Origin of the sequence: Roseovarius arcticus, from assembly GCF_006125015.1 — a bacterium.
In the GTDB taxonomy this organism is placed as follows: Bacteria; Pseudomonadota; Alphaproteobacteria; order Rhodobacterales; family Rhodobacteraceae; genus Roseovarius; species Roseovarius arcticus.
The window spans coordinates 2389635-2414083 of the sequence record NZ_SZZN01000001.1 but is presented as its reverse complement, the minus strand read 5'-3'; the positions used below and the strand labels follow the sequence as shown (position 1 = coordinate 2414083).

The 24449-nt window shown below is 61.7% G+C and carries 23 protein-coding genes; 12 read left to right on the top strand and 11 right to left on the bottom strand.

Annotated elements, in window-relative coordinates; genetic code table 11:
* Positions 1–34 precede the first annotated feature (34 nt).
* The gene (gene ygfZ / locus MK6180000_RS11490) at positions 35–766 is read left to right on the top strand and encodes a CAF17-like 4Fe-4S cluster assembly/insertion protein YgfZ (RefSeq protein ID WP_138934862.1); all 732 of its coding nucleotides are present in this window, start codon (positions 35–37) and stop codon (positions 764–766) included.
* 23 nt (positions 767–789) lie between these two features.
* Here ygfZ and MK6180000_RS11485 read toward each other — a convergent pair whose 3' ends face one another.
* Both MK6180000_RS11485 and mnmC2 read right to left on the bottom strand, forming a co-directional pair.
* Positions 790–1656, bottom strand: a complete 867-nt coding sequence (locus MK6180000_RS11485; protein WP_138934861.1) for a DMT family transporter — start codon at positions 1654–1656, stop codon at positions 790–792.
* A complete protein-coding gene (gene mnmC2 / locus MK6180000_RS11480; protein ID WP_138934860.1) occupies positions 1653–2330 on the bottom strand; it encodes a tRNA (5-methylaminomethyl-2-thiouridine)(34)-methyltransferase MnmC2 in 678 nt (225 codons plus the stop codon). Before mnmC2 ends, MK6180000_RS11485 begins: the two co-directional genes overlap by 4 nt.
* A gap of 77 nt (positions 2331–2407) precedes the next feature.
* Between mnmC2 and MK6180000_RS11475 the strand changes: the two genes are divergently transcribed.
* From MK6180000_RS11475 to MK6180000_RS11465, 3 genes are all read left to right on the top strand, one after another.
* Complete coding sequence (locus MK6180000_RS11475; protein WP_138936476.1) at positions 2408–3433, top strand: NAD(P)/FAD-dependent oxidoreductase; 1026 nt, start codon at positions 2408–2410, stop codon at positions 3431–3433.
* A gap of 10 nt (positions 3434–3443) precedes the next feature.
* Entirely contained in the window at positions 3444–3944 is a 501-nt protein-coding gene (locus tag MK6180000_RS11470) for a L,D-transpeptidase family protein (RefSeq protein ID WP_171054607.1), read from the top strand.
* 92 nt (positions 3945–4036) lie between these two features.
* On the top strand, positions 4037–4411 hold the full coding sequence (locus MK6180000_RS11465; protein ID WP_138934859.1) for an H-NS histone family protein: 375 nt from the start codon (positions 4037–4039) through the stop codon (positions 4409–4411).
* A 94-nt stretch (positions 4412–4505) separates the two neighbouring features.
* Here the strand turns inward: MK6180000_RS11465 and MK6180000_RS11460 are convergent, their stop codons facing one another.
* Entirely contained in the window at positions 4506–5159 is a 654-nt protein-coding gene (locus MK6180000_RS11460; RefSeq protein ID WP_138934858.1) for a YggS family pyridoxal phosphate-dependent enzyme, read from the bottom strand.
* A gap of 168 nt (positions 5160–5327) precedes the next feature.
* Between MK6180000_RS11460 and MK6180000_RS11455 the strand changes: the two genes are divergently transcribed.
* A complete protein-coding gene (locus MK6180000_RS11455) occupies positions 5328–5813 on the top strand; it encodes a DUF3576 domain-containing protein (protein WP_246040497.1) in 486 nt (161 codons plus the stop codon).
* A gap of 55 nt (positions 5814–5868) precedes the next feature.
* Here the strand turns inward: MK6180000_RS11455 and MK6180000_RS11450 are convergent, their stop codons facing one another.
* Complete coding sequence (locus tag MK6180000_RS11450; RefSeq protein WP_138934857.1) at positions 5869–7119, bottom strand: glycosyltransferase; 1251 nt, start codon at positions 7117–7119, stop codon at positions 5869–5871.
* A gap of 152 nt (positions 7120–7271) precedes the next feature.
* Between MK6180000_RS11450 and leuS the strand changes: the two genes are divergently transcribed.
* Together leuS and holA are read left to right on the top strand one after the other, a co-directional pair.
* The gene (leuS, locus tag MK6180000_RS11445; protein ID WP_138934856.1) at positions 7272–9818 is read left to right on the top strand and encodes a leucine--tRNA ligase; all 2547 of its coding nucleotides are present in this window, start codon (positions 7272–7274) and stop codon (positions 9816–9818) included.
* 24 nt (positions 9819–9842) lie between these two features.
* Complete coding sequence (holA, locus tag MK6180000_RS11440; RefSeq protein WP_138934855.1) at positions 9843–10868, top strand: DNA polymerase III subunit delta; 1026 nt, start codon at positions 9843–9845, stop codon at positions 10866–10868.
* A gap of 5 nt (positions 10869–10873) precedes the next feature.
* Here the strand turns inward: holA and MK6180000_RS11435 are convergent, their stop codons facing one another.
* Both MK6180000_RS11435 and MK6180000_RS11430 read right to left on the bottom strand, forming a co-directional pair.
* Positions 10874–11305 carry a GFA family protein gene (locus MK6180000_RS11435; RefSeq protein ID WP_138934854.1) on the bottom strand — a complete coding sequence of 144 codons (432 nt, stop codon included), beginning with the start codon at positions 11303–11305 and terminating at the stop codon, positions 10874–10876.
* Between the two features lie 103 nt (positions 11306–11408).
* Positions 11409–12926, bottom strand: coding sequence for an MORN repeat-containing protein (locus MK6180000_RS11430; RefSeq protein ID WP_138934853.1), 1518 nt, complete (start codon positions 12924–12926; stop codon positions 11409–11411).
* A gap of 152 nt (positions 12927–13078) precedes the next feature.
* Here MK6180000_RS11430 and MK6180000_RS11425 point away from each other — a divergent pair, with 152 nt between their 5' ends.
* On the top strand, positions 13079–14743 hold the full coding sequence (locus MK6180000_RS11425) for an NAD+ synthase (RefSeq protein ID WP_138934852.1): 1665 nt from the start codon (positions 13079–13081) through the stop codon (positions 14741–14743).
* 15 nt (positions 14744–14758) lie between these two features.
* Here the strand turns inward: MK6180000_RS11425 and MK6180000_RS11420 are convergent, their stop codons facing one another.
* The 3 genes from MK6180000_RS11420 to MK6180000_RS11410 all read right to left on the bottom strand — a co-directional run bounded on the left by MK6180000_RS11420 (position 14759) and on the right by MK6180000_RS11410 (position 18160).
* On the bottom strand, positions 14759–15154 hold the full coding sequence (locus MK6180000_RS11420) for a metallopeptidase family protein (RefSeq protein WP_138934851.1): 396 nt from the start codon (positions 15152–15154) through the stop codon (positions 14759–14761).
* Positions 15155–15198: 44 nt separating this feature from the next.
* Positions 15199–16110: an MBL fold metallo-hydrolase gene (locus MK6180000_RS11415; RefSeq protein WP_138934850.1), complete on the bottom strand. Its 912-nt coding sequence runs from the start codon at positions 16108–16110 to the stop codon at positions 15199–15201.
* A 79-nt stretch (positions 16111–16189) separates the two neighbouring features.
* Positions 16190–18160, bottom strand: a complete 1971-nt coding sequence (locus tag MK6180000_RS11410) for a bifunctional 2',3'-cyclic-nucleotide 2'-phosphodiesterase/3'-nucleotidase (protein WP_138934849.1) — start codon at positions 18158–18160, stop codon at positions 16190–16192.
* A gap of 255 nt (positions 18161–18415) precedes the next feature.
* Between MK6180000_RS11410 and nudC the strand changes: the two genes are divergently transcribed.
* Both nudC and MK6180000_RS11400 read left to right on the top strand, forming a co-directional pair.
* Positions 18416–19381, top strand: a complete 966-nt coding sequence (gene nudC / locus MK6180000_RS11405) for an NAD(+) diphosphatase (RefSeq protein ID WP_138934848.1) — start codon at positions 18416–18418, stop codon at positions 19379–19381.
* Between the two features lie 7 nt (positions 19382–19388).
* On the top strand, positions 19389–19913 hold the full coding sequence (locus MK6180000_RS11400; protein WP_246040496.1) for an SRPBCC family protein: 525 nt from the start codon (positions 19389–19391) through the stop codon (positions 19911–19913).
* An 87-nt stretch (positions 19914–20000) separates the two neighbouring features.
* Here MK6180000_RS11400 and MK6180000_RS11395 read toward each other — a convergent pair whose 3' ends face one another.
* On the bottom strand, positions 20001–20546 hold the full coding sequence (locus MK6180000_RS11395) for a hypothetical protein (protein ID WP_138934847.1): 546 nt from the start codon (positions 20544–20546) through the stop codon (positions 20001–20003).
* Between the two features lie 256 nt (positions 20547–20802).
* The gene (locus MK6180000_RS11390) at positions 20803–21636 is read right to left on the bottom strand and encodes a prephenate dehydratase (protein WP_138934846.1); all 834 of its coding nucleotides are present in this window, start codon (positions 21634–21636) and stop codon (positions 20803–20805) included.
* A gap of 143 nt (positions 21637–21779) precedes the next feature.
* On the opposite strand from MK6180000_RS11390, the gene MK6180000_RS11385 reads away from it, so the two are divergent.
* Positions 21780–22301: a c-type cytochrome gene (locus tag MK6180000_RS11385; RefSeq protein ID WP_138934845.1), complete on the top strand. Its 522-nt coding sequence runs from the start codon at positions 21780–21782 to the stop codon at positions 22299–22301.
* Positions 22302–22493: 192 nt separating this feature from the next.
* Positions 22494–24449: an extracellular solute-binding protein gene (locus tag MK6180000_RS11380; protein ID WP_138934844.1), complete on the top strand. Its 1956-nt coding sequence runs from the start codon at positions 22494–22496 to the stop codon at positions 24447–24449.

The window sequence follows — 24449 nt, the reverse complement described above, 5'->3', positions numbered from 1 at the left end:
AGAACGGCGGCCAAAGACCAAAGGGGTAGCAGCGATGAGATCCATTCACCAGATCACCGGAACAGCCGCCCGCGATTTTCTGCAGGGCCTGGTCACCAATGACGTGAACAAGACGTCCGAAGGCCTCGTTTATGCGGCAATGTTGACGCCTCAGGGCAAATATCTGGCTGATTTTTTCCTGTTTGAGCGGGACGGCATCCTCCACTTGGATGTCGCATCAGACATTGCCGCGTCGCTGGTCCAGCGGTTGAACATGTACCGCCTGCGCGCCGATGTGCAGATCACCGAAACGGGCCTGCACGTTCAGCAGGGTACTGGCCGCGCGCCCGAAGGCGCGCTGAGCGACCCGCGCCACCCGGCGCTGGGCTGGCGCCTCTATGGCGCGCTGCAAGGCGATGACGGCACCGACTGGGACGCGATCCGCGTCGCGCATTGCATACCTGAGACGGGAATTGAACTGACGCCCGACACCTTCATCTTAGAGGCGGGGTTTGAGCGTTTGAACGGCGTCGATTTCCGAAAGGGCTGCTATGTCGGGCAGGAGGTCGCCGCCCGGATGAAACACAAGACGGAACTGCGCAAAGGCCTTGCCACCGTCGCCATAGACGGCGCCGCGCCGGTCGGAACGCCAATCACGGCGGATGGCAAACCTGCTGGCACGCTCTACACTCAGTCCGGCAATCGCGGCATTGCTTACTTGCGTCTTGACCGCGCCGAAGGGGCTATGCAGGCCGGAAATGCCACAGTTACCTACCCCACAGACTGATCTGCGCGTCGCGAAGCGGCGCATCACGCCGTCTTGCGCTGCCTCCAGAGGGTAAACAGACCCGCCCCGACCACGATAACCACGCCAATGGCGACATTGGTACGGATCGTCTCGCCAAAGACCGTGACGCCGATGATCGAAATGAACACAAGCTGCAGATAGGCAAAGGGCTGCACCGCACTGGCCTCGGCGACCTCATAGCATTTGATCAGCGTGAAATGCCCCAAAACGCCAGTCAGGCACAGAACAGACATCAACGTCCAGTCACTGCCCGTCATCGGTTGCCAGAACCAAACACCGACCAATGTCATTCCCAGCGCACCCACGATACCCGTCCAGAAAAAACTGGTCGCCGCTGTGTCGCGCCGCGCGGCATAGCGCGTCAACAGGCCATATAGGGCGAACATAAATGCACCGATCAGCGGTATGATCGCCGCAGGCTCGAACACGGCGATTCCGGGTTGGAGGATGATAAGGACACCGATGAAGCCGATGCCAATTGCCGTCCAGCGACGCCAGCCGACATGCTCGCCCAGAACGGGGCCGGAAAGCGCAGCGATCAGCAGGGGATAACAGGCAAAAATCGCGTGCGACTCGATCAAGCCCAGTACAATGTAGGCCGCGACCAGAACGCATATTTCTGCAACCAGAAGCAGCGCGCGAAACCCTTGCAGCAGGGGCTGAGAGGTGCGCGCGGCAGCCCGCAACCCGCCCGCTTTGCGCGCTGATATGACCACCACGAACAGCCCGAAGAACCAGAACCGGATCATGATGACCATATAGACGTTGTACTCGCCCGCCAGATAGCGCGACAGACCATCCTGCACAGCAAAGACCAGCGTGGTTGCCAACATCAGCCAGATGCCGAGTTTGGTGTTTTGTTCGATCATTTCGGCATCCTTGCGCGTGTCATGTGTCTCTTGCGGGCGTGGCCGGGGGCACGTGTGACGTCAAAGCCTGCATCTGCCAGCGCCCTGCGCACGTGGCCCGCTGCGCTGTAGGTCGCGGCGGTCCCGCCCGGCGCGGTATGCACGGCAACGGCGGCGATCAGATCCGGCCCCCACAGTTCGGGATTGCGAGCGGGCGAGAATCCGTCGAGGAACCATGCATCCGCCCGGCCTGTCCATGCTGGCAACGTGCAGCGCGCGTCGCCGAGGATCACCTCCAGCCGCGCGCCGTCGCCCAAATCAATTTGCGTTTGCCCGGCGCGCCAGCCGTCAATCAGGCGCGCGGCGCGGGGGCCTAGCTGCGGGAATACCGCTAGCGCGCGCGCCATATCATCGGCGCCCATTGGATACGCCTCGAACGAGGTCAGCTGCAGCGTGCCAGCGGCGCCGTACGCTGCCCACGCCTCGGCTGTTGCCAGCATGTTCAGGCCAGTACCAAATCCTAGCTCGGACACGGCAAATCCGTCCACGAACCGTGCGGGCAGGTTGTTGCCATCCAGAAAGACGTGACGCGTCTCGGCAAGGCCATCATGCAGGCTAAAGTAAGGGTCAATGAAGCGGCGCGAGACGGGCACATCGCCCGCGTGCCAATCCAGCTCTGCGCGCTGGTCCTGCATGGCGCGGTCCTCTATGATACGGCGCTGATCGGGGCCCAAGAATGGCGCGACCATGAAGCGGGAGCTGGGCGATGGCAATGGCCGATGTAACGGTGCGCGGGGCGGGGGTATTCGGTTTGGCTATAGCTTGGGCGTGCCTGCTGCGCGGGGCATCCGTGCAGGTCATCGACCCGGCCGGGCCGGGCGCGGGCGCCTCGGGTGGCATAGTCGGCGCTCTGGCGCCGCATGTTCCCGAAAACTGGAACGACAAGAAAGCGTTTCAGCTAGATAGCCTGCTGATGGCCGAGGATTTTTGGCGCGGCGTGGCAGAGGCATCTGGGCAATCGCCGGGCTATGCGCGTACCGGACGCTTGCAGCCCCTGCCAGAAGGCGGCGCTGAGCTTGCTGTTGCGCGCGGGCAGGGCGCGGATACATTGTGGCAAGGGCGCGCGGCGTGGCGCGTTGCATCCGCAGGCGATTTTGCGCATCCACCGGTGACCGCGAACGGCCAAATGGTCCACGATACGCTGACTGCGCGCGTGCACCCGGCGCAGGCCTGCGCGGCACTGGCGGCTGCGATCACTGCCCGCGGCGGCACGATCACGGCGACAGGCGGGGACGTGGGCCGTGTCCTCTGGGCCACGGGGGCTGCAGACCTTGCCGCGCTGAACGCTGCGCATCACCGGCAGGTAGGTACGGCAATCAAGGGGCAGGCAGCCCTCTTAGATTTTGCCATGCCGGACCAGCCGCAGATTTTCGCAGGCGGTGTGCATGTCGTGCCGCATGAGGATGGCACCACCGCCGTCGGATCAACGACGGAGCGGGAGTTCGGCGACCTTGGCACAGATGCACAGTTGGACGATGTGATCGCAGCCGCCCGCGCTGCACTACCAGCCCTGAAGGATGCGCAGGTGATCCGGCGCTGGGCCGGACTGCGCCCTCGTGTCCGCAGCCGCGCGCCGATGCTGGGCGTGCATCCGCTGCATCCGTGCCAGTTCATCGCTAATGGTGGGTTCAAGATCGGCTTTGGCATGGCGCCCAAGGTGGGCGATGTCATGGCGCGCCTGTTGCTTGAGGGAGAGGATTCCATTCCCGATGGTTTCCGCCCCGAAGTGTCAATGTAAGGAGACCCGAATGAGCGTGCATGATCTGGTCCTGACCCCCACCGGCCTGCGCTATGGCGGGCGCCTCTATCCTTGCAGCATCGGGCGCGGCGGCATTACTGCGGCCAAGCGTGAGGGCGATGGCGCCACACCCGCCGGCAGCCACCGGGTCGTCATGACCCTCTATCGCCCTGACCGTATCGCTGCGCCCGCGCCGTGGGCGCGGCCGATCCTTCCGGGTGATCTTTGGTCAGATGCCTCAAACGCACCGGAATATAACCAATGGGTACGCGCGCCCTATGCGCCCAGTCACGAGGCGCTACGCCGGTCAGATCCACTTTATGATCTAATTTTGGTCACGGATTGGAATTGGCTTGATGCGACGCCGGGCGCCGGATCATGTATCTTTATTCATCAATGGCGCCGACCTGGTTACCCGACCGAAGGTTGCGTGGCCTTGAAACGAAATCATTTGCACCATTTAGCAGGCAAGATTATGCCGGAAACGCGACTAATTGTGCGAAAGGCATAAAATTTCGATTGATTTAGTCGAAATATGTAACATTTCTTTTTGCGTACAGTTAAAATGCTGGATATCGGACGTAAAGCATCAATGGGAAAAAAATGGCAAAATTTGATCTGAAGTCTCTTAGTGTGCAGGAACTCAAATCCCTGCAGAATAAAGTCGAGCGCGAAATGGCGGGGCGTGACAAGCGACTGCGCAAGGACGCTCTCAGTGCGGTGAAGGATAAGGCCAAACAGCTGGGATACTCGCTGGATGATCTGGTCGGCACAAAAAAAGGTGCGTCGACATCGGCTAGCACCACCTCCAAGGCAAAGCCAAAGGCCAAGACCAAAACGCGTGCACCTGCAGCGCCTAAGTACCGCAACAACCAAGATCCATCGCAGACGTGGAGTGGCCGAGGCCGCCCGCCAAGCTGGATCAAGGATGCTCAGAATAACGGCGTCGACATTGAAACGATGCGGATCAAGAATTGAATTGATATTTGGCAAGGTGCCGATAAGTGATTAAGAAAAAGGGCGCGCCATGCAAATGACGCGCCTTTTTGGCGAGCAGGTTCTAGCTGAAAATCTAGCTGTCATTGCGATCGCCAAAAATGGCGCTGCCGACGCGGATGTGCGTAGCGCCTTGGGCAATTGCGCTTTCGAAATCACCGCTCATACCCATTGATAATCCGCCCAATTCGTTTCGCTTGGCAATTTTGGCAAGCAGGGCGAAGTGTAAACTCGGCTCCTCATCTGCCGGGGGAATGCACATCAATCCTTGGACCGGCAATTCCAGCGCGCGGCACTCTGCGATAAACGCATCCGCCTCCTTTGGGGCCACGCCGGCCTTTTGATCCTCTTCGCCAGTATTGACCTGTAGGAATAGATCCGGGCAGTGCCCAACCTCGTCCGCGATACGCGCGATTGCCTTTGCCAGCTTAGGCCTGTCGACCGAATGGATGGTCTGAAACAGCTCAAACGCCTGGCGCACCTTATTCGATTGCAGCGGCCCGATCAGGTGCAACTCAATGCCCTCAAACGTCTTGCGAAAGTCGGGCCATTTCCCTGCCGCCTCCTGTACGCGATTCTCGCCAAAGGCACGGTGACCCTCTTGCAGGACAGCGTCCACCCGCGCATTGGGTTGCATCTTGGACACTGCGATCAGCTGTACACTGCCTGGGCTGCGCCCGGCGGCAGAGGTGGCGGCGTCAATACGGGCAATAATATCGGACAGGGGCATTTTTAGCTCTTGCGCTGGGATAGGTCCGGCGCAGTTAAGCACCCTCGCGAGGTGAGGCCAAGCGCCATCCGGCCCGCCATTCACGCGGCGCAGCTAGTGGCTATGCAAACACCTTGCCCCGCCGGCGCACGTTGGTTACTAGAGGGTCAGGTAACGTCGGACGGTAAAATGATGCTTCTTTCGGTAAAACGCGCTGGCTGCGCCCTTGCGGCGCTGGTGTTTCTTGGGGCTTGTGGTGACGAGCCTGCCAAATTCGACCCCAACGCGGTCGTGGTTGAGGGCGGCAAGGAAGCTAAAGGCCCCGCGCGAGTGACTTCAGGCACCAGCATTCTTGATATATTCAAGAGCAAGGATGCGGGCGTCAAGGTGAACCGGTTCCTTTGGACCGCTTCGCTGCAGGTGCTCGATTTTCTGCCCATCCAATCGGCCGACCCTTTTACCGGCGTGATTTCTACCGGCTACGGCACACCGCCGGGCGGTGGGCGCGCGTATCGCGCAACGATCTTGATCAGCGACCCGGCGCTTGACGCTCGCTCGCTGAATGTGTCGCTGTCCACGCAGCGCGGCCCGGTCGATGCAGGCACACGCCGCGCAGTTGAGGATGCGATCCTGTCGCGTGCGCGGCAGTTGCGGATTCAAGCCGGAAAATACTAAGCCAAAGCGATTAGATTTGCGCGGCGTCATCGCCCGGCTGAGGTGGTCCGAGCGGTCATAAGGCCAGCGGCAGCTTTGCCACATCTTCCACCCACGCAATTTGCTTTGGCAGGCAGATCGTCTGCAGATCATACTTGTCGATCATCAGCTGCCGTGCCGCTGCACCCAGACGCGCGCGCGCATCCGCGTCATCAAGCAAATCTGACACCTCGCGCACCAGCGCGTCGCGGTCGAAAAAGTCGATCAGTCGCCCTGTCTGTCCATCCGTGATCACTTCGCGAACGGGGGCCGTATCGCTGGCGACGATGGCCGCGCCGCATGACATCGCCTCCATCAGCGACCAGCTAAGGACGAAGGGGTAGGTCAGGTACACATGCACCCGGCTGATTTGCAGGACGCGGGTAAGCTGATCATGCGGAATGCGGTCGATGAAATGCACGCGCTGCCACTCCTCGGGGGTGATTTGGTCCGCTACCTCGTCGCGGAATATCTGTTTCCACGTTTGGCCCTTGGGCGGCGCGGCACCATAGCTGACCTCGTCCCCGCCGATGATCAGCACGCGCGCATTTGGACGGGCGCGTAGCAAATCGGGCAGCGCCCGCATGAATACGTGATAGCCGCGATAAGGCTCAAGATTGCGATTGATGAATGTAATTATCTCCATCTCGCGGGTGAATTTTGGATGCCCCTTTAGGTGCAGCGTGACATCAGGGTCAGGCACGGACCATGCGGTATCTATTCCGTCGTGGCACACCGTGATGCGATCCCGAAACTCGGGCGGAAAGGTATCGGCCTGAAATGCGGTCGGGCTGATGCCGGCCTCTGCATGCGGGAAGTGCAGATGGTTGCTGAGGTTCTTCATCCGGATGCGCAGCGGCTGAATCTCGGGCTCGCGTGCCATGAATTCTGGGTCAAAGTTAAGGTGCGGATAGCCCGCCTCGTGATAAAGCTCGCAATAGATCGCCATGCGCGCCTTAGGCCATAAATCGCGCAGGAACATCGATTCGCCCCATCCGGGATGGGCCAGGATCAGATCGGGTGCATAGCCTTGATCGGCCATCTGCTTGGCCGCACGCCAGCACGCCTCGCCGCGCGTGACCTTCGTGTCCAGATCCACCAGCCAAGGATGCACCACCTGCGCGCTGCGTTTCGGCAGCGTATAGGGCAGCACGCGCACGCCCTTCCACGTGGTGGGCGCGTCGACCTTGAGCGTCAGGGCAGTGCAGTCGTGGCCCATCGCGGCCAGCGCCGGGGCCAGATGCTTGTACTGGCCGGGGAAATTCTGATGGATAAATAGGATTTTCATGGGCCCTGCTTGCGTTGCGCCTGCTGTCACCGCTTATAGGCAGCGCCTGCATGCCTGCAAACCCTTGCATTTTTGGCTCTGCGCCACTGGACGATGCGCGCCGCGCGCCCTATCACAGGCACCCAACGCCACCCGCTGGAAAGATGCCGCACATGTCCCGTTATTCTGCCGCCGAGATTGAAGCCAACTGGCAAAAGGCCTGGGACGAGGCCGGAATCTTCCGCGCCGAACCCGATCCCTCGCGGCCAAAATATTACGTGCTAGAGATGTTCCCCTATCCGTCGGGGCGCATCCACATGGGCCATGTGCGCAACTACACGATGGGCGATGTAATCGCGCGGCACAAGCTGGCGACAGGGCACAACGTGCTGCATCCCATGGGCTGGGATGCGTTCGGGATGCCCGCCGAGAATGCCGCAATGGCGTCGGGCGGCCACCCCAAGGATTGGACGTACCAGAACATCGCCGACATGCGCGCCCAGATGAAGCCGCTGGGCCTGAGCATCGACTGGAGCCGGGAGTTCGCCACCTGCGATCCAGAATATTACGGCCAGCAGCAGGCGCTGTTCCTCGATATGCTGGAGGCCGGGTTGGTCTACCGCAAAAACGCGGTGGTAAACTGGGACCCCGTCGACATGACGGTGCTCGCCAATGAGCAGGTTGAAAATGGTAAGGGCTGGCGCTCGGGCGCGGAGGTCGAGCGGCGCGAACTGACGCAGTGGTTCTTTGCGATCTCGGACATGGCCGAAGAGCTGCTAGAGGCGCTGGATACGCTGGACAACTGGCCCGCCAAGGTGCGCCTGATGCAGGAAAACTGGATCGGCAAGTCGCGCGGGCTTCAGTTTGCGTTTGGCCTGAATGACGGCCCCGAGAATTTCGACCGGATCGAGGTGTACACCACCCGCCCTGATACGCTGCTTGGCGCCAGTTTTGTCGCGGTTTCGCCCGATCACCCTCTGGCGAAACACCTAGAGAAAGATAACGCAGATCTGGCTGCGTTCTCGGCCGAATGCCGCAAGGGCGGCACCACCGAGGAGGCGATGGAGAAGGCCGAAAAACGCGGCTACGACACTGGGCTGACCGTGCGCCACCCGTTCGACACTTCGTGGGAATTGCCGGTCTATGTCGCCAATTTCGTACTGATGGAATACGGCACCGGCGCGATCTTTGGCTGCCCGGCGCATGACCAGCGCGACTTTGACTTTGCCACCAAATACGGCCTGCCGATTATCCCGGCGTTTTTGCCCGCCGAGGATGCGGACCCAGCGCTGACCGAGGCCTTCGTCCCGCCCAAGACCGAACCGGTGCATTACGTCAGCAGCTTTGTCGGCGATACATGGCAGACAGGCGCAGAGGCCATTGATGCGACCATCGATTTTTGCGAGGCGAATGGCGTAGGCCAAGGCGTGACCAAGTTTCGCTTGCGCGACTGGGGGCTAAGCCGCCAGCGCTATTGGGGTTGCCCGATTCCGGTTGTGCATTGCGACGCTTGCGGTGTGGTGCCGGAAAAGAAGGAAAACCTGCCTATCTGCCTGCCGGATGACGTGACATTCGATATTCCCGGCAACCCGCTGGACCGCCACCCGACGTGGCGGCACACGTCCTGCCCCGCCTGCGGCGCCGATGCCCGGCGCGAGACGGACACGATGGACACGTTTGTCGATAGCTCCTGGTATTACGTACGCTTTACCGCGCCGCGCGCGGACACGCCTACCGATCTGGCGGCTGCGGACTATTGGATGAACGTCGACCAGTATATCGGCGGCGTCGAACACGCGATTTTGCATCTGCTCTACAGTCGCTTTTTCGCACGCGCGATGAAGCTGACGGGCCATCTGCCCGCCTCAGCGGTGGAGCCGTTCAACGCGCTGTTCACCCAAGGGATGGTCACGCACGAAATTTACCAGACCAAAGACACGGCGGGCCGGCCAGTTTATCACCTGCCCGAGGATGTGACAGACGGCAGGCTGGCGGACGGCACGGAGGTTGAAATCGTCCCCTCGGCCAAGATGTCGAAATCCAAGAAGAACGTGGTCGACCCCATCGGCATCATCGACGCCTACGGCGCAGATACCGCGCGCTGGTTTGTCCTGTCTGATAGCCCGCCCGAGCGGGATGTGGAGTGGACCGCAGCAGGTGCTGAAGCCGCGCATAAACACCTCGCAAGGGTCTGGCGCATCGCATCTGAGATCGCGGAAGGCGCCGTGGATGCAGCACCGGATGCCGATGATGCCCTTTTGCGCGAGATGCATAAGGCGATCCATGATGTCAGCACCGGGGTCGAATCGTTTGGCTTTAACGCGGCTATTGCAAGGCTCTATGCCTTTACCGGCGTTCTGGCCAAAAGTGAGGCAGGGACGCAGGCCAAGCGCGAAGCGGCGCGCACTCTGGCGCAGCTGATGTCACCCATGACGCCCCATCTGGCAGAGGAGCTGTGGCAGATGCTGGGCGGCGAGGGCCTGATCGCCACGGCGCCGTGGCCTGTGGCGGACCCTTCGATGATGAAGGACGACACCGTCACGCTGCCCGTCCAGATCAACGGCAAGCGGCGCACCGAAATTCAGGTGCCGCAGGATATGCCCAAAGATGAGGTTGAGGCGATTGCGCTGGCGACCGAGGCCGTCCAGCGAGCGCTGGATGGCGGGCAGCCGAAAAAGGTCATCGTCGTGCCGGGGCGCATCGTCAATGTCGTGGTTTGATACGACCCACAGGGCGCCAGCGCCATGAAGCTGCCGGCCCGCGACGCGCCCGGCTATTTCGCGCGGCCTGAGGCGGCCCGCACTGGACTGCTGATCTATGGCGCCGACGCGATGCGCATCGCGCTGCGCCGCGCCGAGGTGATCGCGGCCCTCGCCGGCCCCACCGGCGAGGAGGAGATGCGCATCACCCGGATGCCTGCGGGCGAATTGCGTAAGGACCCCGCGCGCCTGAATGATGCAGTCAAAGCCGCCAGTTTTTTTCCCGGCCCGCGCGTCGCCTTTGTCGAGGACGCGACCGAGGCACTCGCCGCGCCCATCCTCGCCGCTCTGGCTGACTGGCGCGAGAACGATGCGCAGATCATCGTGACGGCAGGCCAGCTAAAGCCGACGTCAAAGCTGCGTAAGGCCTTCGAGGCGCATAAGAATGCGTATGCGGTGGCCATATATGATGACCCGCCCAGCCGGGCCGAGATTGAGGCGATGCTGGCGTCCTCAGGGCTGAAAAACATCGGACCGGAGGCGATGCGCGACCTCAATGATCTGGGCCGCGCGCTGGACCCCGGCGATTTTCGCCAGACGATGGACAAGCTGTCACTGTACAAGCTGAACGACGACACGCCCGTCACGCCCGATGATATCGCCGCCTGCGCGCCCGCGTCAGTCGAGGCGGATCTGGATGACGTCCTGCACATCGTGGCCGAGGCTCGCTCGGGCGAGATTGGCCCGATGATGAAGCGGCTGAGGGCGCAGGGGGTGCAGCCTGTGGGCCTTGTGATCGCGGCCTCGCGACATTTCCGCACGCTTTATACGGCGGCGTCCGATCCCGGCGGCGTCAGCCAAGGGATCTCGCGAATGCGACCGCCCGTCTTTGGCCCGCGCCGCGACAGAATGCAGCGCCAGGCGCAGGCATGGGGCGCGGCAAATCTGGAGGTGGCGCTGGGCGTGCTGACCGAAACGGATCTTGCGCTACGATCGGCCGCCCAGACCGCGCCGCAGATGGCACTGGTTGAGCGGGCGTTAATCCGGCTGGCGATGCTGGCGGCGCGTTAGCGATCCTACGACATTTCTTCTTGCATCATGGCGAAGAATTCGTCGCTTGTCATGCGGGTGTGATCGCCCGCCATCGCGTAGCCCTCGGGCCGTTGATCCGAGAATATCTCGTGGGTCATGGTAATGCCGCTGGTGTCGTCCAGCGTGCCCATGCTGAGATAATATGTACCATGTTTCGGGCCTGGCGCTATGAGGCGAAACCACAGGCTACTTCCGCAATCAGAGCAAAAGGAGCGCTCGCCCCATTCGGAGGACGGATAGACCTTGACTGTGTCGCCTGCTTGGATTTTTAGGTCCTCCGCTGGCACCTCAACAGCCATCAAAATACCGCCCGACCACTTGCGGCAGGTGGAACAATGGCACGCGGCAGCTTCGGTCACGGGCGCGTCAAAGCTGAACTTGGCAGCGCCGCACATGCAAGATCCGGTATGGGGCATTGGTCACTCCTTGGGCAGGGGGCGGCGCGGCCGCCCACAAGTGATATCCTATTCCCAAGTCTGGCAGGTTGGCGGCGCGCTTGCAATCGCGGGCGCGCCGCGCTTATTCGGCAGCGGGTTCGCTCTCATCAGGGGTGGCAGCGGCGGGCTCGCCTTCCGCCTCTGGCTGCGATGCATCGCTGGCCGCAGGCTCTGCGGTATCGGCAACAGGCGGGGCGCTATTTTCGGTGGCCAGCGCGCCATTTCGCCAATCGCCGCTGTCCTCCTGCCCGGTGGCATAACGCATCGTGCCAGCTCCCTGCCGCTTGCCGTCCTGAAACAGGCCTTCATAAACGTCGCCGTTGGCGTAGGTCGCGATGCCGGCTCCGTTAATCTCGCCGTCTTTCCATTCGCCTTCGTAGACGAAACCGTCTTGCATCTCGATCTTGCCCATACCGTCGCGTTGGCCGCCTTTGAAGCCGCCCGTATAGACTGTGCCATCGGGATAGGTGGCGGTGCCGTTGCCCTCGCGCTCGCCCTCAATCCAGTCGCCCTCATAGCGGTAGCCGTCGGCATAGGTCATCACACCCTGGCCGTGGTTGCGCGCGTTTTGGAACATGCCCTCATAGATCAGACCACTGGGATAGGTGGCGCGCCCGCGCCCCTCGATCACGCCGTTCAGCCACGCGCCCTCGTAGGTGGCGCCGTCGGGATAGGTGATCTTGCCCTCGCCATTTGCCAGATCGTCGCGGAATTCGCCCTCGTAGACTGATCCGTCAGGATAGGTCACCCGTCCGGTGCCCGAGATTTTGCCCGCCACCCAAGAGCCGGTGTAGATATATCCGTCCGTTCCGGTAAACGTGCCTTGGCCGTCACGCTTGTCGCCCGCGAACGAGCCCTCATAGACGTCGCCGCCCGAGTATGCGACGCGGCCCTGACCTTCGCGGCGGCCAGCTACCAAATCGCCCTCATAGACGTCGCCGCCCGGTTGGGTCAGCGTGCCTTTGCCGTCGATCTGGCCGTCCTTCCACAGGCCCGCATAGATCAGGCCATCGGGCATCGTCAGCGTGCCGGTGCCGTCGCGCGCGCCGCGCCTGACTTCGCCCTCATAGGTCGCGCCATCGGGATAGGTTATGGACGCGTTGCCATCTTTGACGCCCTCAATCCAGTCGCCGTCATAGATATAGCCGTTGGGCGACGTCATTGCGCCGCGCCCGTGGTGCATGGCGTTCAGAAACTCGCCCTCGTAACGCACGCCATTGGCATAGACGGCCGTGCCGCGCCCGGTGATCTTGCCGTTGACCCAGCCGCCCTCAAACGTGCCGCCGTCGGTGAACACGATCTTGCCCACGCCGTTGGGCTTGCCCAGTGCGAATTCGCCCTCGTAGACAGATCCGTTCGGAAAACGGGCGGTGCCAGTGCCTTTGATTTCGCCCTCTTGCCAATCGCCGGAGTATTCGTAGCCATTGGGCAGGGTGTAGGTGCCGGTGCCATGCTGCAGTCCGTCCTTGAACGTGCCCTCGTAAACGCCGCCATCGTCGTATTGCTTGGTCTGGACGGTGCCGTCCTGTGCCGCCGCGCCGCCCGCGGCCAGCGCCATGGAAACCGCGAAAACGATCTGTCTTGCCTTAGTGGATGCCATGCTCTGCCTCGAATACCCTTGGCCGCGACATCGCGCGGCTTTGGCCGAAGTTAATGGACAGGCCCCATCGGGGCAACGCGATTCGGTCAAATCGGCTTTCCTCCGCGCGCTCATCTGCTAGATGTCCGGGCATAAACGGAAAGGAACCGCCCATGTCCGACAAGTTTCGCCTGACCCTCGCCCAGCTGAATGCCACGGTGGGCGATCTGGACGGTAACGCCGCGCAGGTGCGGGATGCGTGGGACCAGGCCAAGGCGGCAGGCGCCGATATGCTGGCGCTGCCTGAAATGTTTATCACCGGCTATAACACTCAGGATTTGGTGATGAAGCCCGTGTTCCATCAGGCCGCCATCGCCGCGATCCACCAGATAGCAGCCGATTGCGCGGAAGGCCCGGCCATCGCCATCGGCGGCCCCGCGCTGGAAGGGGCAGAGCTGTTCAACGCCTATTACGTGCTGCAAGGCGGCGCTGTGACAGCCTGCGTGCTAAAGCATCACCTCCCGAACGAGACAGTATTTGATGAGGTCCGCCTATACGGCGCGGCCCCCGTGGCAGGACCCTATACCGTTGGCGGCATCCGCATCGGCAGCCCTATTTGCGAGGATGCATGGCACGAGGACGTCACCGAGACACTGGCCGAGACAGGAGCCGAGTTGCTGCTGGTGCCAAATGGATCGCCCTATTACCGGGGCAAGATGGATACCCGACAGACGATCATGGTTAGCCGCGTGGTCGAGACGGGCCTGCCGCTGGTCTATCTGAACCTTGTCGGCGGGCAGGACGATCAGGTGTTCGACGGCGGTAGTTTTGTGTTAAATCCGGGCGGCGCACTGGCGGTGCAGATGCCGGTGTTCGAGGCTGGGCTAGCGCATGTGGATTTTCTGCGCGGGCCGGACGGCTGGGTGGCGCAGAAAGGTGATCTGGCCCATTTGCCGGACGCGCTGGAGCAGGATTACAATGCGATGGTGCTGTCCTTGCGCGACTACATGCGCAAAACGGGGTTCAAAAAGGTGCTGCTGGGCCTGTCTGGCGGTATCGATTCGGCCATCGTGGCGACGATCGCCGCCGATGCGCTGGGGCCTCAAAATGTGCGCTGCGTGATGCTGCCGTCCGAATATACGTCGCAGGCGTCGCTGGACGATGCGTTGGCGGTGGCAGGGGCGCTGGGCTGCCAGTATGATTTCGTCCCGATTGCCGAAGGACGCGCAGCGATTACCGCGACACTCGCGCCGCTGTTTGACGGGACCGAGCCGGACGTGACTGAAGAGAATATTCAGTCGCGCCTGCGCGGCCTGCTTCTCATGGCGATGTCTAACAAGTTTGGCGAGATGCTGCTGACTACCGGGAACAAGTCCGAAGTGGCTGTCGGCTATGCCACAATCTATGGCGACATGGCGGGCGGCTATAATCCGATCAAAGATATGTATAAAACGCGCGTTTTCGACATCTGCCGCTGGCGCAACGTCAACCACCGCCCGTGGATGATGGGCCCGGAGGGTGAGATGATCGCGCCGCGCATTATCGACAAGCCGCCAAGTGCGGAACTGCGCGACGACCAAAAGGACAGCGACTCACTGCCTGATTATCCGGTGCTGGACGCGATCCTGCAAATACTGGTGGATGGCGACGGCAGTATCGAAGATTGCGTCAAAGCCGGATTTGACCGGGCGGATGCCAAGAAGGTCGAGCATCTGATTTACATCAGCGAATACAAACGCTTTCAATCCGCGCCGGGCACACGGCTGAGCAAGCACGCGTTCTGGCTAGATCGCCGCTATCCCATCGCCAATAGCTGGCGTGACGAGAGTGCGGGATAACGCGCCTTAGCGCCGCTATTCCCACCAGCGGTCTATGGTGGCGATATCGTCGTCGGACCAACCGAAATGATGCGCGAATTCGTGGATCGTGACATGCGCGACCAACTGCTCCAACGTGACGCCGTCACGCGTGGCCAGTTCAGCCAGAATCGGCTTGCGGAATAGCCAGACTGTATCGGGCCATGGCTCGGGGTAGCTAACCGATTTGTGGGTCATCGGCACACCCTCGTATAGCCCGGTAAGCTCGAGGGGGTTGTCCATTTCCAGATCGGCCAGCATTTGGGCATCCGGCAAATCCTCGACCCTTAGCACGACCTCCCGCGCGGCGGTGGCAAAGGGGGCGGGCAAATCCGCGACCGTGCTGCGCGCGATCTGTTCGATCTGGGCGAGGGTGGGGGAGGCATCACTCATCCGCCCAATATGGGGCGGGGCGGATGAGAAAAGAAGAAGCGTCTTCAGAGGCGGAGTTGATAGCTCTCTGGGATGTAGCCATAACCATCCCCGCGCTTTTCAACGTAACCCATGGCCGGGAATGGCATGTGGTAGCCGATAAAGGGCGTTCCGTCCGCGGCGAGCATATCCAGCAGCTTGTGCCGGGTCGCGGCGGCGGCGGGCTTGTCCATATCGAACTTAACCTCCCAATCTGGCTGCTCCAGCGAAAAGACCGGGTGATTGGCGAAATCTGCGGCGATCAGCAGCGATTTGCCGTCCGATTCCAGCATGTAGGCCATGTGGCCAGGGGTGTGGCCGAACGCCTCAACCGCTGTGATACCGGGGGCGGCTGTGTCGCCGGGGGTGATCATCGTCGTCTGCTCGGCTAGGGGGCGCATGCGAGCGTCGAAATTGTCGTCTCCGGCTGCGGCCCAGTGGTCATATTCGGTGGTGCCCGTCACATAACGTGCGTTCGGAAATGTCACGCCGCCGTCGCCGCTGAGGCCCCCGATATGATCGCCGTGCATGTGTGTCAGCACCACGATGTCGACTTGGTCGGGGGTGTAGCCTGCTGCAGTCAGGGCCTCGGTGATCCCAGCCGGATTCAGGCCGGTGTCAAATAGCACTAATGCCTCGCCTGTATTCACCAGCGTCGGGGTAAAGAAAAACTGAGCCATGTCCACCGGCAGCATTGCATCCTGCGCGACTTGCTCAAATGCGGCTTGGTCGACATTGAGGCCAAAGATGCTGTGCGGGTCCTCGCGCGGCATCGTACCGGCCAGTAACGTCGTCACCTCAAACCCGCCAAGGGTGATGCGCCGATGAACAGCGGCAGAGGCGCCCATCATGGGGGCGGCGGCGTAGGCGACATGGGCCAGCGGCAATGCAGCAACAGCGCCCAGCAGGCGGCGGCGTGTCAGATGGGGATGTGTCATACTGTGTCTCCTGATGTTTCTGCGGCAAAGGTAGCGCGGCACGCGGGCTGTTATGCTCACGATCACGTGATGCCGCCTGCTACAGCCAGATGCGCAGGCGCTGAAATCCCGCGGGCGTCAGGCCGAGGTCGTCGGCAGTCATGTCGTCCAACGCCGAAGGATCAGTTCTCAGGCCCTTCCCGGTATCCAGCAGCACGCTAGACCCCGGCAAGGGGACAAAGCGCCAGTTTGCTGTGTGCTCGGCGGGTGCCGCCAGCGGCGTATGTGCAATCTCGGCCACCAAATCATCGCGCAACGCAGTGTCCGAGACGTGGACGATGCGCGCATCATCCGGCCGGGTAAATGCGCCGGCACCAAAAGCGCGATAGCTGTTGGTGGCAAGGGCGAAGCGGGCGTCAGCGGCCAGCGGGAGCCCGTTGTAGCACAGGTCCTGAATTCGGCCCGCCCCCACGCCGGGCGCCGCGTCCAGTGCCGCGCCGTGACGGTCATAGCGCGGCGCGGCCGACAGATCGATCCGGTAGGTCAGGCCCGAGATCACATCAAAGTCGTGTCCCGGCACGCTATAGTCGCGCAGCATCGCTTCGGGTGCGCCGGGCCGCACGGTGGCAAAGCAGATCGCAGCCCGCTCAAGCCAGTCGCGCAGGTCGGCGCCGGTCAGAATCATTCCGCACAGATGATTGGGAAAGGGATAGAGATCCGCTGCATGGCGCAGCGACAGGGGGCCCTCTGGCAGATCGGTAAAGTTGTTTGGCCCGCCGCGCCCACCGGTTTTGAACGCGGCAGTAGCTGACAGGATCGGCAGACCCTCATGTGCGGTGCCCTGCAATGCGCGGGCCAGCAGGCGGGTTTGAACTGCGTTGACGGCGGCAACAGACGCGTCCGCGCGCGCCATGGCAAGGTAGCTGTGCAGCCGGGCGCGCGCTTGACCGATCGGCCGGTGCATATGGCGCAGCGTCAGGCGATGCGCCGGTCCCAGAGCGCGCGACAGGTCTGCATCGCAAGAGATGGACAAGACCGGCGCGCGGGTGGCTGGCGGACCGGGCACGCTGGCGACGGGCCGCGCCTCGGCGGTGTGGCCAGAGATCCGCCAGCGGCCACCGCGCGCCTCAAGCGAAAGGTCCAGTACGCCCAAATGCGAGCCCCATGCGCCCGCCATGACAGCAGGCTTACCTGACAGCACGCCGCGCGCGTGATCGACGGCGGCGGCCTCCATCGTATCCTGCGAGTGCGTATTTCCGGTGGCCTCGGGTTGGGGGAAGATATCGTGACTATGGCCTGCCATGATGGCATCCACGCCCTCAATTGCGGCCAGCGGAACCGCAGCGTTTTCCATCATGGGAATGGCGTGCGCACCGTCAATGCCGCTATGTGCCAAGAGTAGCACAATATCGGCGCCGGCCGCGCGCACCTGCGGCACGATGCGGCGGGCGGTCTGGATCATATCCTGCACGTGCAGTTGGCCTGCCAAATGCGCGTGATCCCATGTGGTGATCTGCGGCGGGACCAGTCCAATCACGCCGAGTGTCAAAGGGTATTCAGCGCCATCATCACACGCGAGGGTACGGCGCAGCAGAAGGTATTGCGGCAGGTAGCTGCGCGCGGGGGTGGCACCCTCTGGCGTCATGATGTTGGCACATGTTACCGGAAAAGTCGCATCGCCCAAGGCCCTGCCCAGCCAATTGAGACCAAAGTTGAACTCGTGATTGCCCAGCGTTGCTGCGTCATAATTAAGCCGGTTCATAGCTGCGATCACCGGGTTCGGCCCACGCCATTCTGGGGCAGGCCCGGTTGTCAGATCGCCCATCGGCGTGCCCTGAAGCGCATCACCATTGTCGAAAAGCATCACGTTGCGAACCTGCGCCCGGGCCGCGCGGATCAGCGTTGCAACGCGGGCCAACCCCCATGGCTGATCGCCGTTATCCGAGTGATAATCGTAGGGCAGCAGATGCGCGTGCAGATCCGTCGTCTCTAGTAAGCGCAGTTGCGCGGTAACACCCTCTGGCAGGGCGACCTCGTGGTCGTCGGGCTGTGGGGGAGGCTCTAGGATCATGCGCTTTCTGCGCCGACGGCGCGTGTTGGGTTGGCTGCTGCTCAGGACCGTGACGCACCTGCGGAATATCAGGCGTAACGCAACTTTGGATTTTGCGAAATGATAATTATTCAACCCATGGCAGAGCCGGGGTATTTCTAGTTAAGTGTTGCCGTCGCGTCATAGTGCCTCTTTGCGAACGCTTGCGCGCGGACTGCGTTCCGTGGCACCTGTCCGCAGCCCCGCATGCGGGGCGCACATTCTGGAGGGGCAGCCGTGAAGCTGGCAGAAACAGTGACATTCGCAGGCGGAACGCTGGAACGCGCGGCCGAGCTGCGTGGCGGCGATCTGGCCCCGATCATTGCCGGGTCCGGCGCGGAGACGATCCTGATGTGGCGCGGCAAGCCGCTGGTGCAGGGGGACGGCCTGGCCCCGCTCGTGCGCCTAGGCCTCGATCACCCGGTGCTGGAGGGCGCACGCCGCCTGCTGCTGGGCCGCGAGGGGCCGGACGGGGAGGGGCGCCTGATCTTTGCGCATGACATTTCGCACTGGACGCCCAGCGGCGATCTGGACGAGCTGAACACATTTCTGGATGCCTCAGAGCAGCGGCATCCGGGGCTGCCAGATACCCAACTTTTTGCTGAACTGCGCCGCATCATGGTGCAGTTGGACGCCCAAGACGCGGCGCTGGCCGCGACTGCGCGCGGGCTATTCGCTTGGCACGATACACACGGATTCTGCTCGCGCTGCGGTGCGGCCAGCGACATGGTGCAATCGGGTTGGCAGCGGAGTTGTCCGGTCTGCGAGGCGCACCATTTTCCGCGCACCGATCCGGTCGTTATTATGCTGATTACGCATGGTAATTCCACGCTGTTAGGGCGCTCGCCAAGCTGGCCGGAGGGGATGTATTCGCTGCTGGCCGGCTTTGTTGAACCTGGCGAGACGCTAGAGGCGGCCGTGCGCCGTGAGGTATATGAGGAGACGCGCGTGTGCGTCGGCGCGGTTTCGTATCTGGCCAGCCAGCCATGGCCCTTTCCCGCCTCCCTGATGATCGGCTGCCGGGGCGAGGCGCTGAGCCAAGAGATTACCGTCGATCCGATTGAGATCGAGGATGCAGTCTGGGTCACGCGCGAGGATGTGATGGAGGCGTTTGCTGGGCGCCATCCGTTTTTGTCCCCAGCGCGCGAGGGGGCCATAGCGCAATTCCTACTGCGCAACTGGCTTGCAGATACACTGGATTGAAGCGACAATGACGACCAAGACCACGGCACGGAACCGGGGCAGTAACGGACAGGCAGACGGCACCATGATATTCACTACCCGCGAGGACATAGAGGCACCGATTGATTTCGTGTTTGCGCAAATCTCGGACTTTGCCTCGCTGGAACGAATGATCCTGCGCCGCGGCGGCGAGGTGCAGCGCCGCGTTGACCGCACTCCGCACGCCGCTGGAATGATCTGGGACGCCGCTTTTGACATGCGCGGCAAACGTCGGCAGCTAGAGGTGACGCTGGTTCGATTTGAAGCGCCCGCCGCAATGCGATTTGAGGCGGTGTCGAAATCGCTCAACGCCGATCTGTCGGTCGAGTTGGTCGCACTATCGCGCGGCCGTACCCGCCTTGGGATGATAGGGGAGTTGAAACCGCAGAACCTGACTGCACGCTTGATGGTGCAATCCTTGAAGTTGGCGCGCGGCAACGTCGCAAAACGGTTCGAAATGCGGGTGGCGTCCTACGCAAAAGATCTCGAAGACAAATACTCGCGCAGCGCCTGATCTGCGCGCGCGGACGTAGGAAAGGCGCCGGAGATAATCCGGCGCCTTTAGTCGTTCCAGTGCCGACCGAGACGGCATTGCTATAGCTTAAACAGTTGCGCGGTCCTTACGGTCCTCGATGTCGCGGGCGCCAAAGGTGTTACGCTCAGAGCGATCACCGATGTCACGTGCGGCTGGCTGCTTGATGCCGCCGCGCTCTTCGCGGCCCAGTTCGCTGACTTGGAAATCCTTGCGATCCGCGATATCGCGGGCACCAAAGGTGTTGCGCTCAGAGCGATCACCGATGTCACGTGCGGCTGGCTGCTTGATGCCGCCACGTTCGTCCCGGCCCAGTTCGCTGACTTGGAAATCCTTACGGTCCTCGATGTCGCGGGCACCAAAGGTGTTTCGCTCAGAGCGATCACCGATGTCACGTGCGGCTGGCTGCTTGATGCCGCCGCGCTCTTCGCGGCCCAGTTCGCTGACTTGGAAATCCTTACGGTCCTCAATGTCGCGGGCACCAAAGGTGTTGCGCTCAGAGCGATCACCGATGTCACGTGCGGCGATGGGTGCTGGGGTGTTGAATGTGAAATCTGCGGCCAGTGCGGGAGCTGCTGTGGCGGCGAGAAGGGCGATGAGTGCGATGCGGTTCATTGGATAAATCCTTTTCCATTGTGTGTCGTTTATTTTCTGAGGCAGTGCGATTTCGCTGTGCCATGCATTGAATATGAACCTATCGGTCTGAATTAAAAACCCGCCTCGCCACTCTGTGATAGCGTTAACAAAAGCGCTCACAGGGGCGTGACGGATTGCGTGGCCCGGTGTAAGCGCCGCGTGATGATGCTGTAACGAAAGACGCCTGCCGGGAAACCCGACAGGCGCTTAATTCGCGGCAACTTCAGGACCTTAGCTAGTCACGGCGGGGGTCGCGGGGATACACACCAAGGATGTTGACCTCGCTAGTGAAGTACTCAAGCTCTTCCAACGCCAATGCAACATTTGCATCCTCGGGGTGGCCTTCGATGTCAGCGTAGAATTGCGTCGCGGTAAACGAGCCGCCGACCATGTAGCTTTCCAGCTTGGTCATGTTGACGCCGTTGGTCGCAAAGCCGCCCATCGCCTTGTAAAGCGCGGCGGGAATGTTGCGCACCTCAAAGACGAAACTGGTCATCATGCCCGCATCACCGCGCCGCGTCATATCGGGACCCTCGGACATGACTAGGAAGCGTGTCGTATTGTCGCCTTCATCCTCAATCCCGCTGGCCAGAACGTCGAGGCCATAGATCTCGCCCGCGAGCGGGCTGGCCAATGCGGCGGTGGCCGGATCGCCCAGTTCGGAGACTTCGCGCGCCGATCCGGCGGTGTCGGCGCCAGTGACGCGGGCGATGCCGTGCTGGCCCAGAAAGCCGCGGCACTGGCCGAGCAGCATGGGATGGCTCTTTGCGCGGCTCACACTGGCCAGCGGCGTTCCCTTGACGGCAAGCAGCGCAATCTCGACCCGCACAAACGCCTCACCAATTATATGAAGGCCGCTGCCCGGTAGTAGATGATGGATGTCGGCGACGCGCCCAAATGTCGAATTCTCGACCGGGAGCATGGCCAGATCGGCGGCACCGCTACGCACTGCCTCGATCGCGTCCTCAAACGTACGGCATGGCAGGGGCGTGCTGCCGGGATAGGTCTGGATGCAGGCCTGATGCGAATATGCCCCCGGCTCGCCCTGAAAGGCTATACTATGGCTCATGGTGCTGCGTCCCCTGCTGCGCGCCGTGCCGCCGGACAAATTTGGCCGGGGGTCGGGCATTTGGTCGCGGAAACTATACCTTGCGCAGAGGGAGGGGAAGCGGATAGATACGCGGCCAACGGATATCAAATGGAAGCGTGCTCATGTTCGATACAATGACATTGACCAAAATTCTGGGCGGCTTCGCGGGCGCCTTTCTGGTGTTCCTGCTGGGCAAGTTCGTCGCAGAAGAGCTGTATCACGCAAATGTAGGCGGCCATGACGGAGAAGTCGTGCAGGGTTATCTGATCGACACTGGCAGCGACACCGGCGGCAGCGAAGAAGCGGCCGGACCCGCGTTTGACGAAGTCTATGCTACGGCCGATGCCGGCAAGGGCGAGCGCGTTTTCAACAAATGCAAAGCCTGCCACAAGCTGGAAAAGGGTGAGAATTCGACCGGGCCCTACCTGTATAATGTGGTCGGACGCCCAGTGGATACCGCTACGAATTATAACTATTCCGGTGCGCTGGAAAAGGTCGTCGACGTCTGGACGCCTGAGCACCTGCAAGAGTTCCTAGAGAACCCGGCAGGCTATGCGCCCGGTACGGCCATGGGCTTTGCCGGTCTGAACAAGGTCGAGGACCGCGCCAACGTCATCGCGTATTTGGCAACATTCAGCGAGTGATTTGCCTCTAAGTGGGCACACAATGCCAAAGGCCGCTTTTCCAGTCGGGAAGGCGGCCTTTTTTGTGGCGGGGCGGGATGCCGCATGGGCCGGTGCATTTGTCCGCTTGTATGTCGCGTGCGCCCTCCTTTAGCGTGCAACATGCGCACGCGCGCTATATGAGACGAGCAGCACCAGCCGGAGATAGATGACATGACATCGCTGAGAACCGCAGCCCAGCCTCGGACCCTGGTGAATGGCCCCTTGCCCCGCTGGGCGCGCGCGGCGCTGACAGGCCTTGCCATCGCGGCGCTGGCCGCCCATGCGGCATTGGCCCAAGATACCGCGCAGGACGGTGATGTAATACGCAGCCACGGCTACAGCTATTTCGGTGATTTGAAGTATCCCGCCGATTTCACCCATTTCGACTATGTGAACCCTGACGCGCCCAAGGGCGGGGAGATTTCACTGGATGCCTCAGGCACTTTCGATTCGATGAACCCCTACTCGCGAAAGGGCCGTGCGGGCGCCTATTCGTGGATGGTCTACGAGAGCCTTTTGGGCGAAATGCCTGCCACGAACGAGGGCGCGCCGGCGGATGTCTATGGCGAATCCTACGGCCTTCTGGCCGAAAGCCTCGAGTATGACGCGGGCAAAACTTGGGTGATCTTTCACATGCGGCCCGAGGCGCGGTTTTCCGACGGTACGCCCGTGACGGCGCATGACGTTGTTTTCTCGCATAACCTATTTCTGGATCAGGGGCTGAAATCCTACGCCGACGCGGTCAAACGCCGCGTGACGGGCGCCGAGGCATTGGATGATCATACGGTCAAGTTCACATTCGCAGACGGCATCTCGCGTCGGTCGCTGATCGATCAGGTAGGTAATGTGCCGGTTTTTCCCAAGGCATGGTATGAGGAAACCGGTGCACGTCTGGACGAGCCGCGCCTTGATGCCGCGCCCGGATCGGGGCCATACATGATGGACGAAGCCGAAGTGAATCGGCGCATTGTCTACAAGCGTAATCCAGACTATTGGGCGCGCGATCTGCCGATCAACGTCGGCCGACATAATTTCGATACGATCCGGATTGAGTATTTTGCCGACGACTCGGCTGCGTTTCAGGCATTCACGGCAGGCGAATATACCTTCCGCGCAGAGACGAATTCCAAGACTTGGGCGACGGGCTATGACTTTCCCGCCGTACAAAAGGGCTGGGTCAAGCTGGAGGAATTGCCGGATGGCACCCCCCCGACACCATCTGGAATCGTGTTCAACCTTGGCCGCGAAAAGCTACAGGACAAGCGTGTGCGCGAGGCGATTTCACTGGGTTTCAACTTTGAGTGGACAAACGAGAGCCTGCAATATGGCCTATTCAGCCAGCGCAACAGTTTCGTTCAGGACACGCCCTTGCAGGCAAAAGGTGCCCCCGAGGGCGCCGAACTGGAGCTGCTAAAGAGCCTTGGTGACGTGATCCCCAAGGAGATGCTGACCGAGCCTGCGGTTGTTGCGCACACCTCGGACGCAAGCCGCTTGACCGACCGGCGCAATTTGCGCCGCGCGATGAAATTACTGGATGAGGCTGGCTGGCCAGTGGGCGACGGTGGCATGCGCCGGAACGCGGCGGGCGAGCTGTTGAGTATCGAATTTCCGCTGCCATCATCGGGGTCTGCCACCATCGGCGCGGTTGTCGAGAATTTCATCAACAACCTTAAGGCAATGGGTATCGACGCCCGCATGGAAAAGATTGATCCGTCGCAATACACCCTGCGCAGTCGCGACCGCGACTATGATCTGGTGTTCGACAACTACTCGTCATTCCTTGAGCCGGGCACCGGACTGATGCAGCGCTTTGGCAGCCAGGAGGCGTCGTTCAGTCTGTTCAATCCCGCCGGACTTGCCAGTCCGATGGTCGATGCGATCATCAATGCTTCGCTGGAAACCAACGATCTGGAAACGCAGGACGCTGCGCTGATGGCACTAGACCGCGCGCTGCGATACGAGCGGTTTATGATCCCGGTCTGGTATAACGACGCATACTGGGTCGCGTATTGGGATATGTTCGCGCACCCCGATACCATTCCACCTTATGCGCTGGGCGTGTTGGATTTCTGGTGGGTGGATGCGGATAAGGCCGCCGCGCTGGATGCGGCCGGCGCGCTGAGGTAG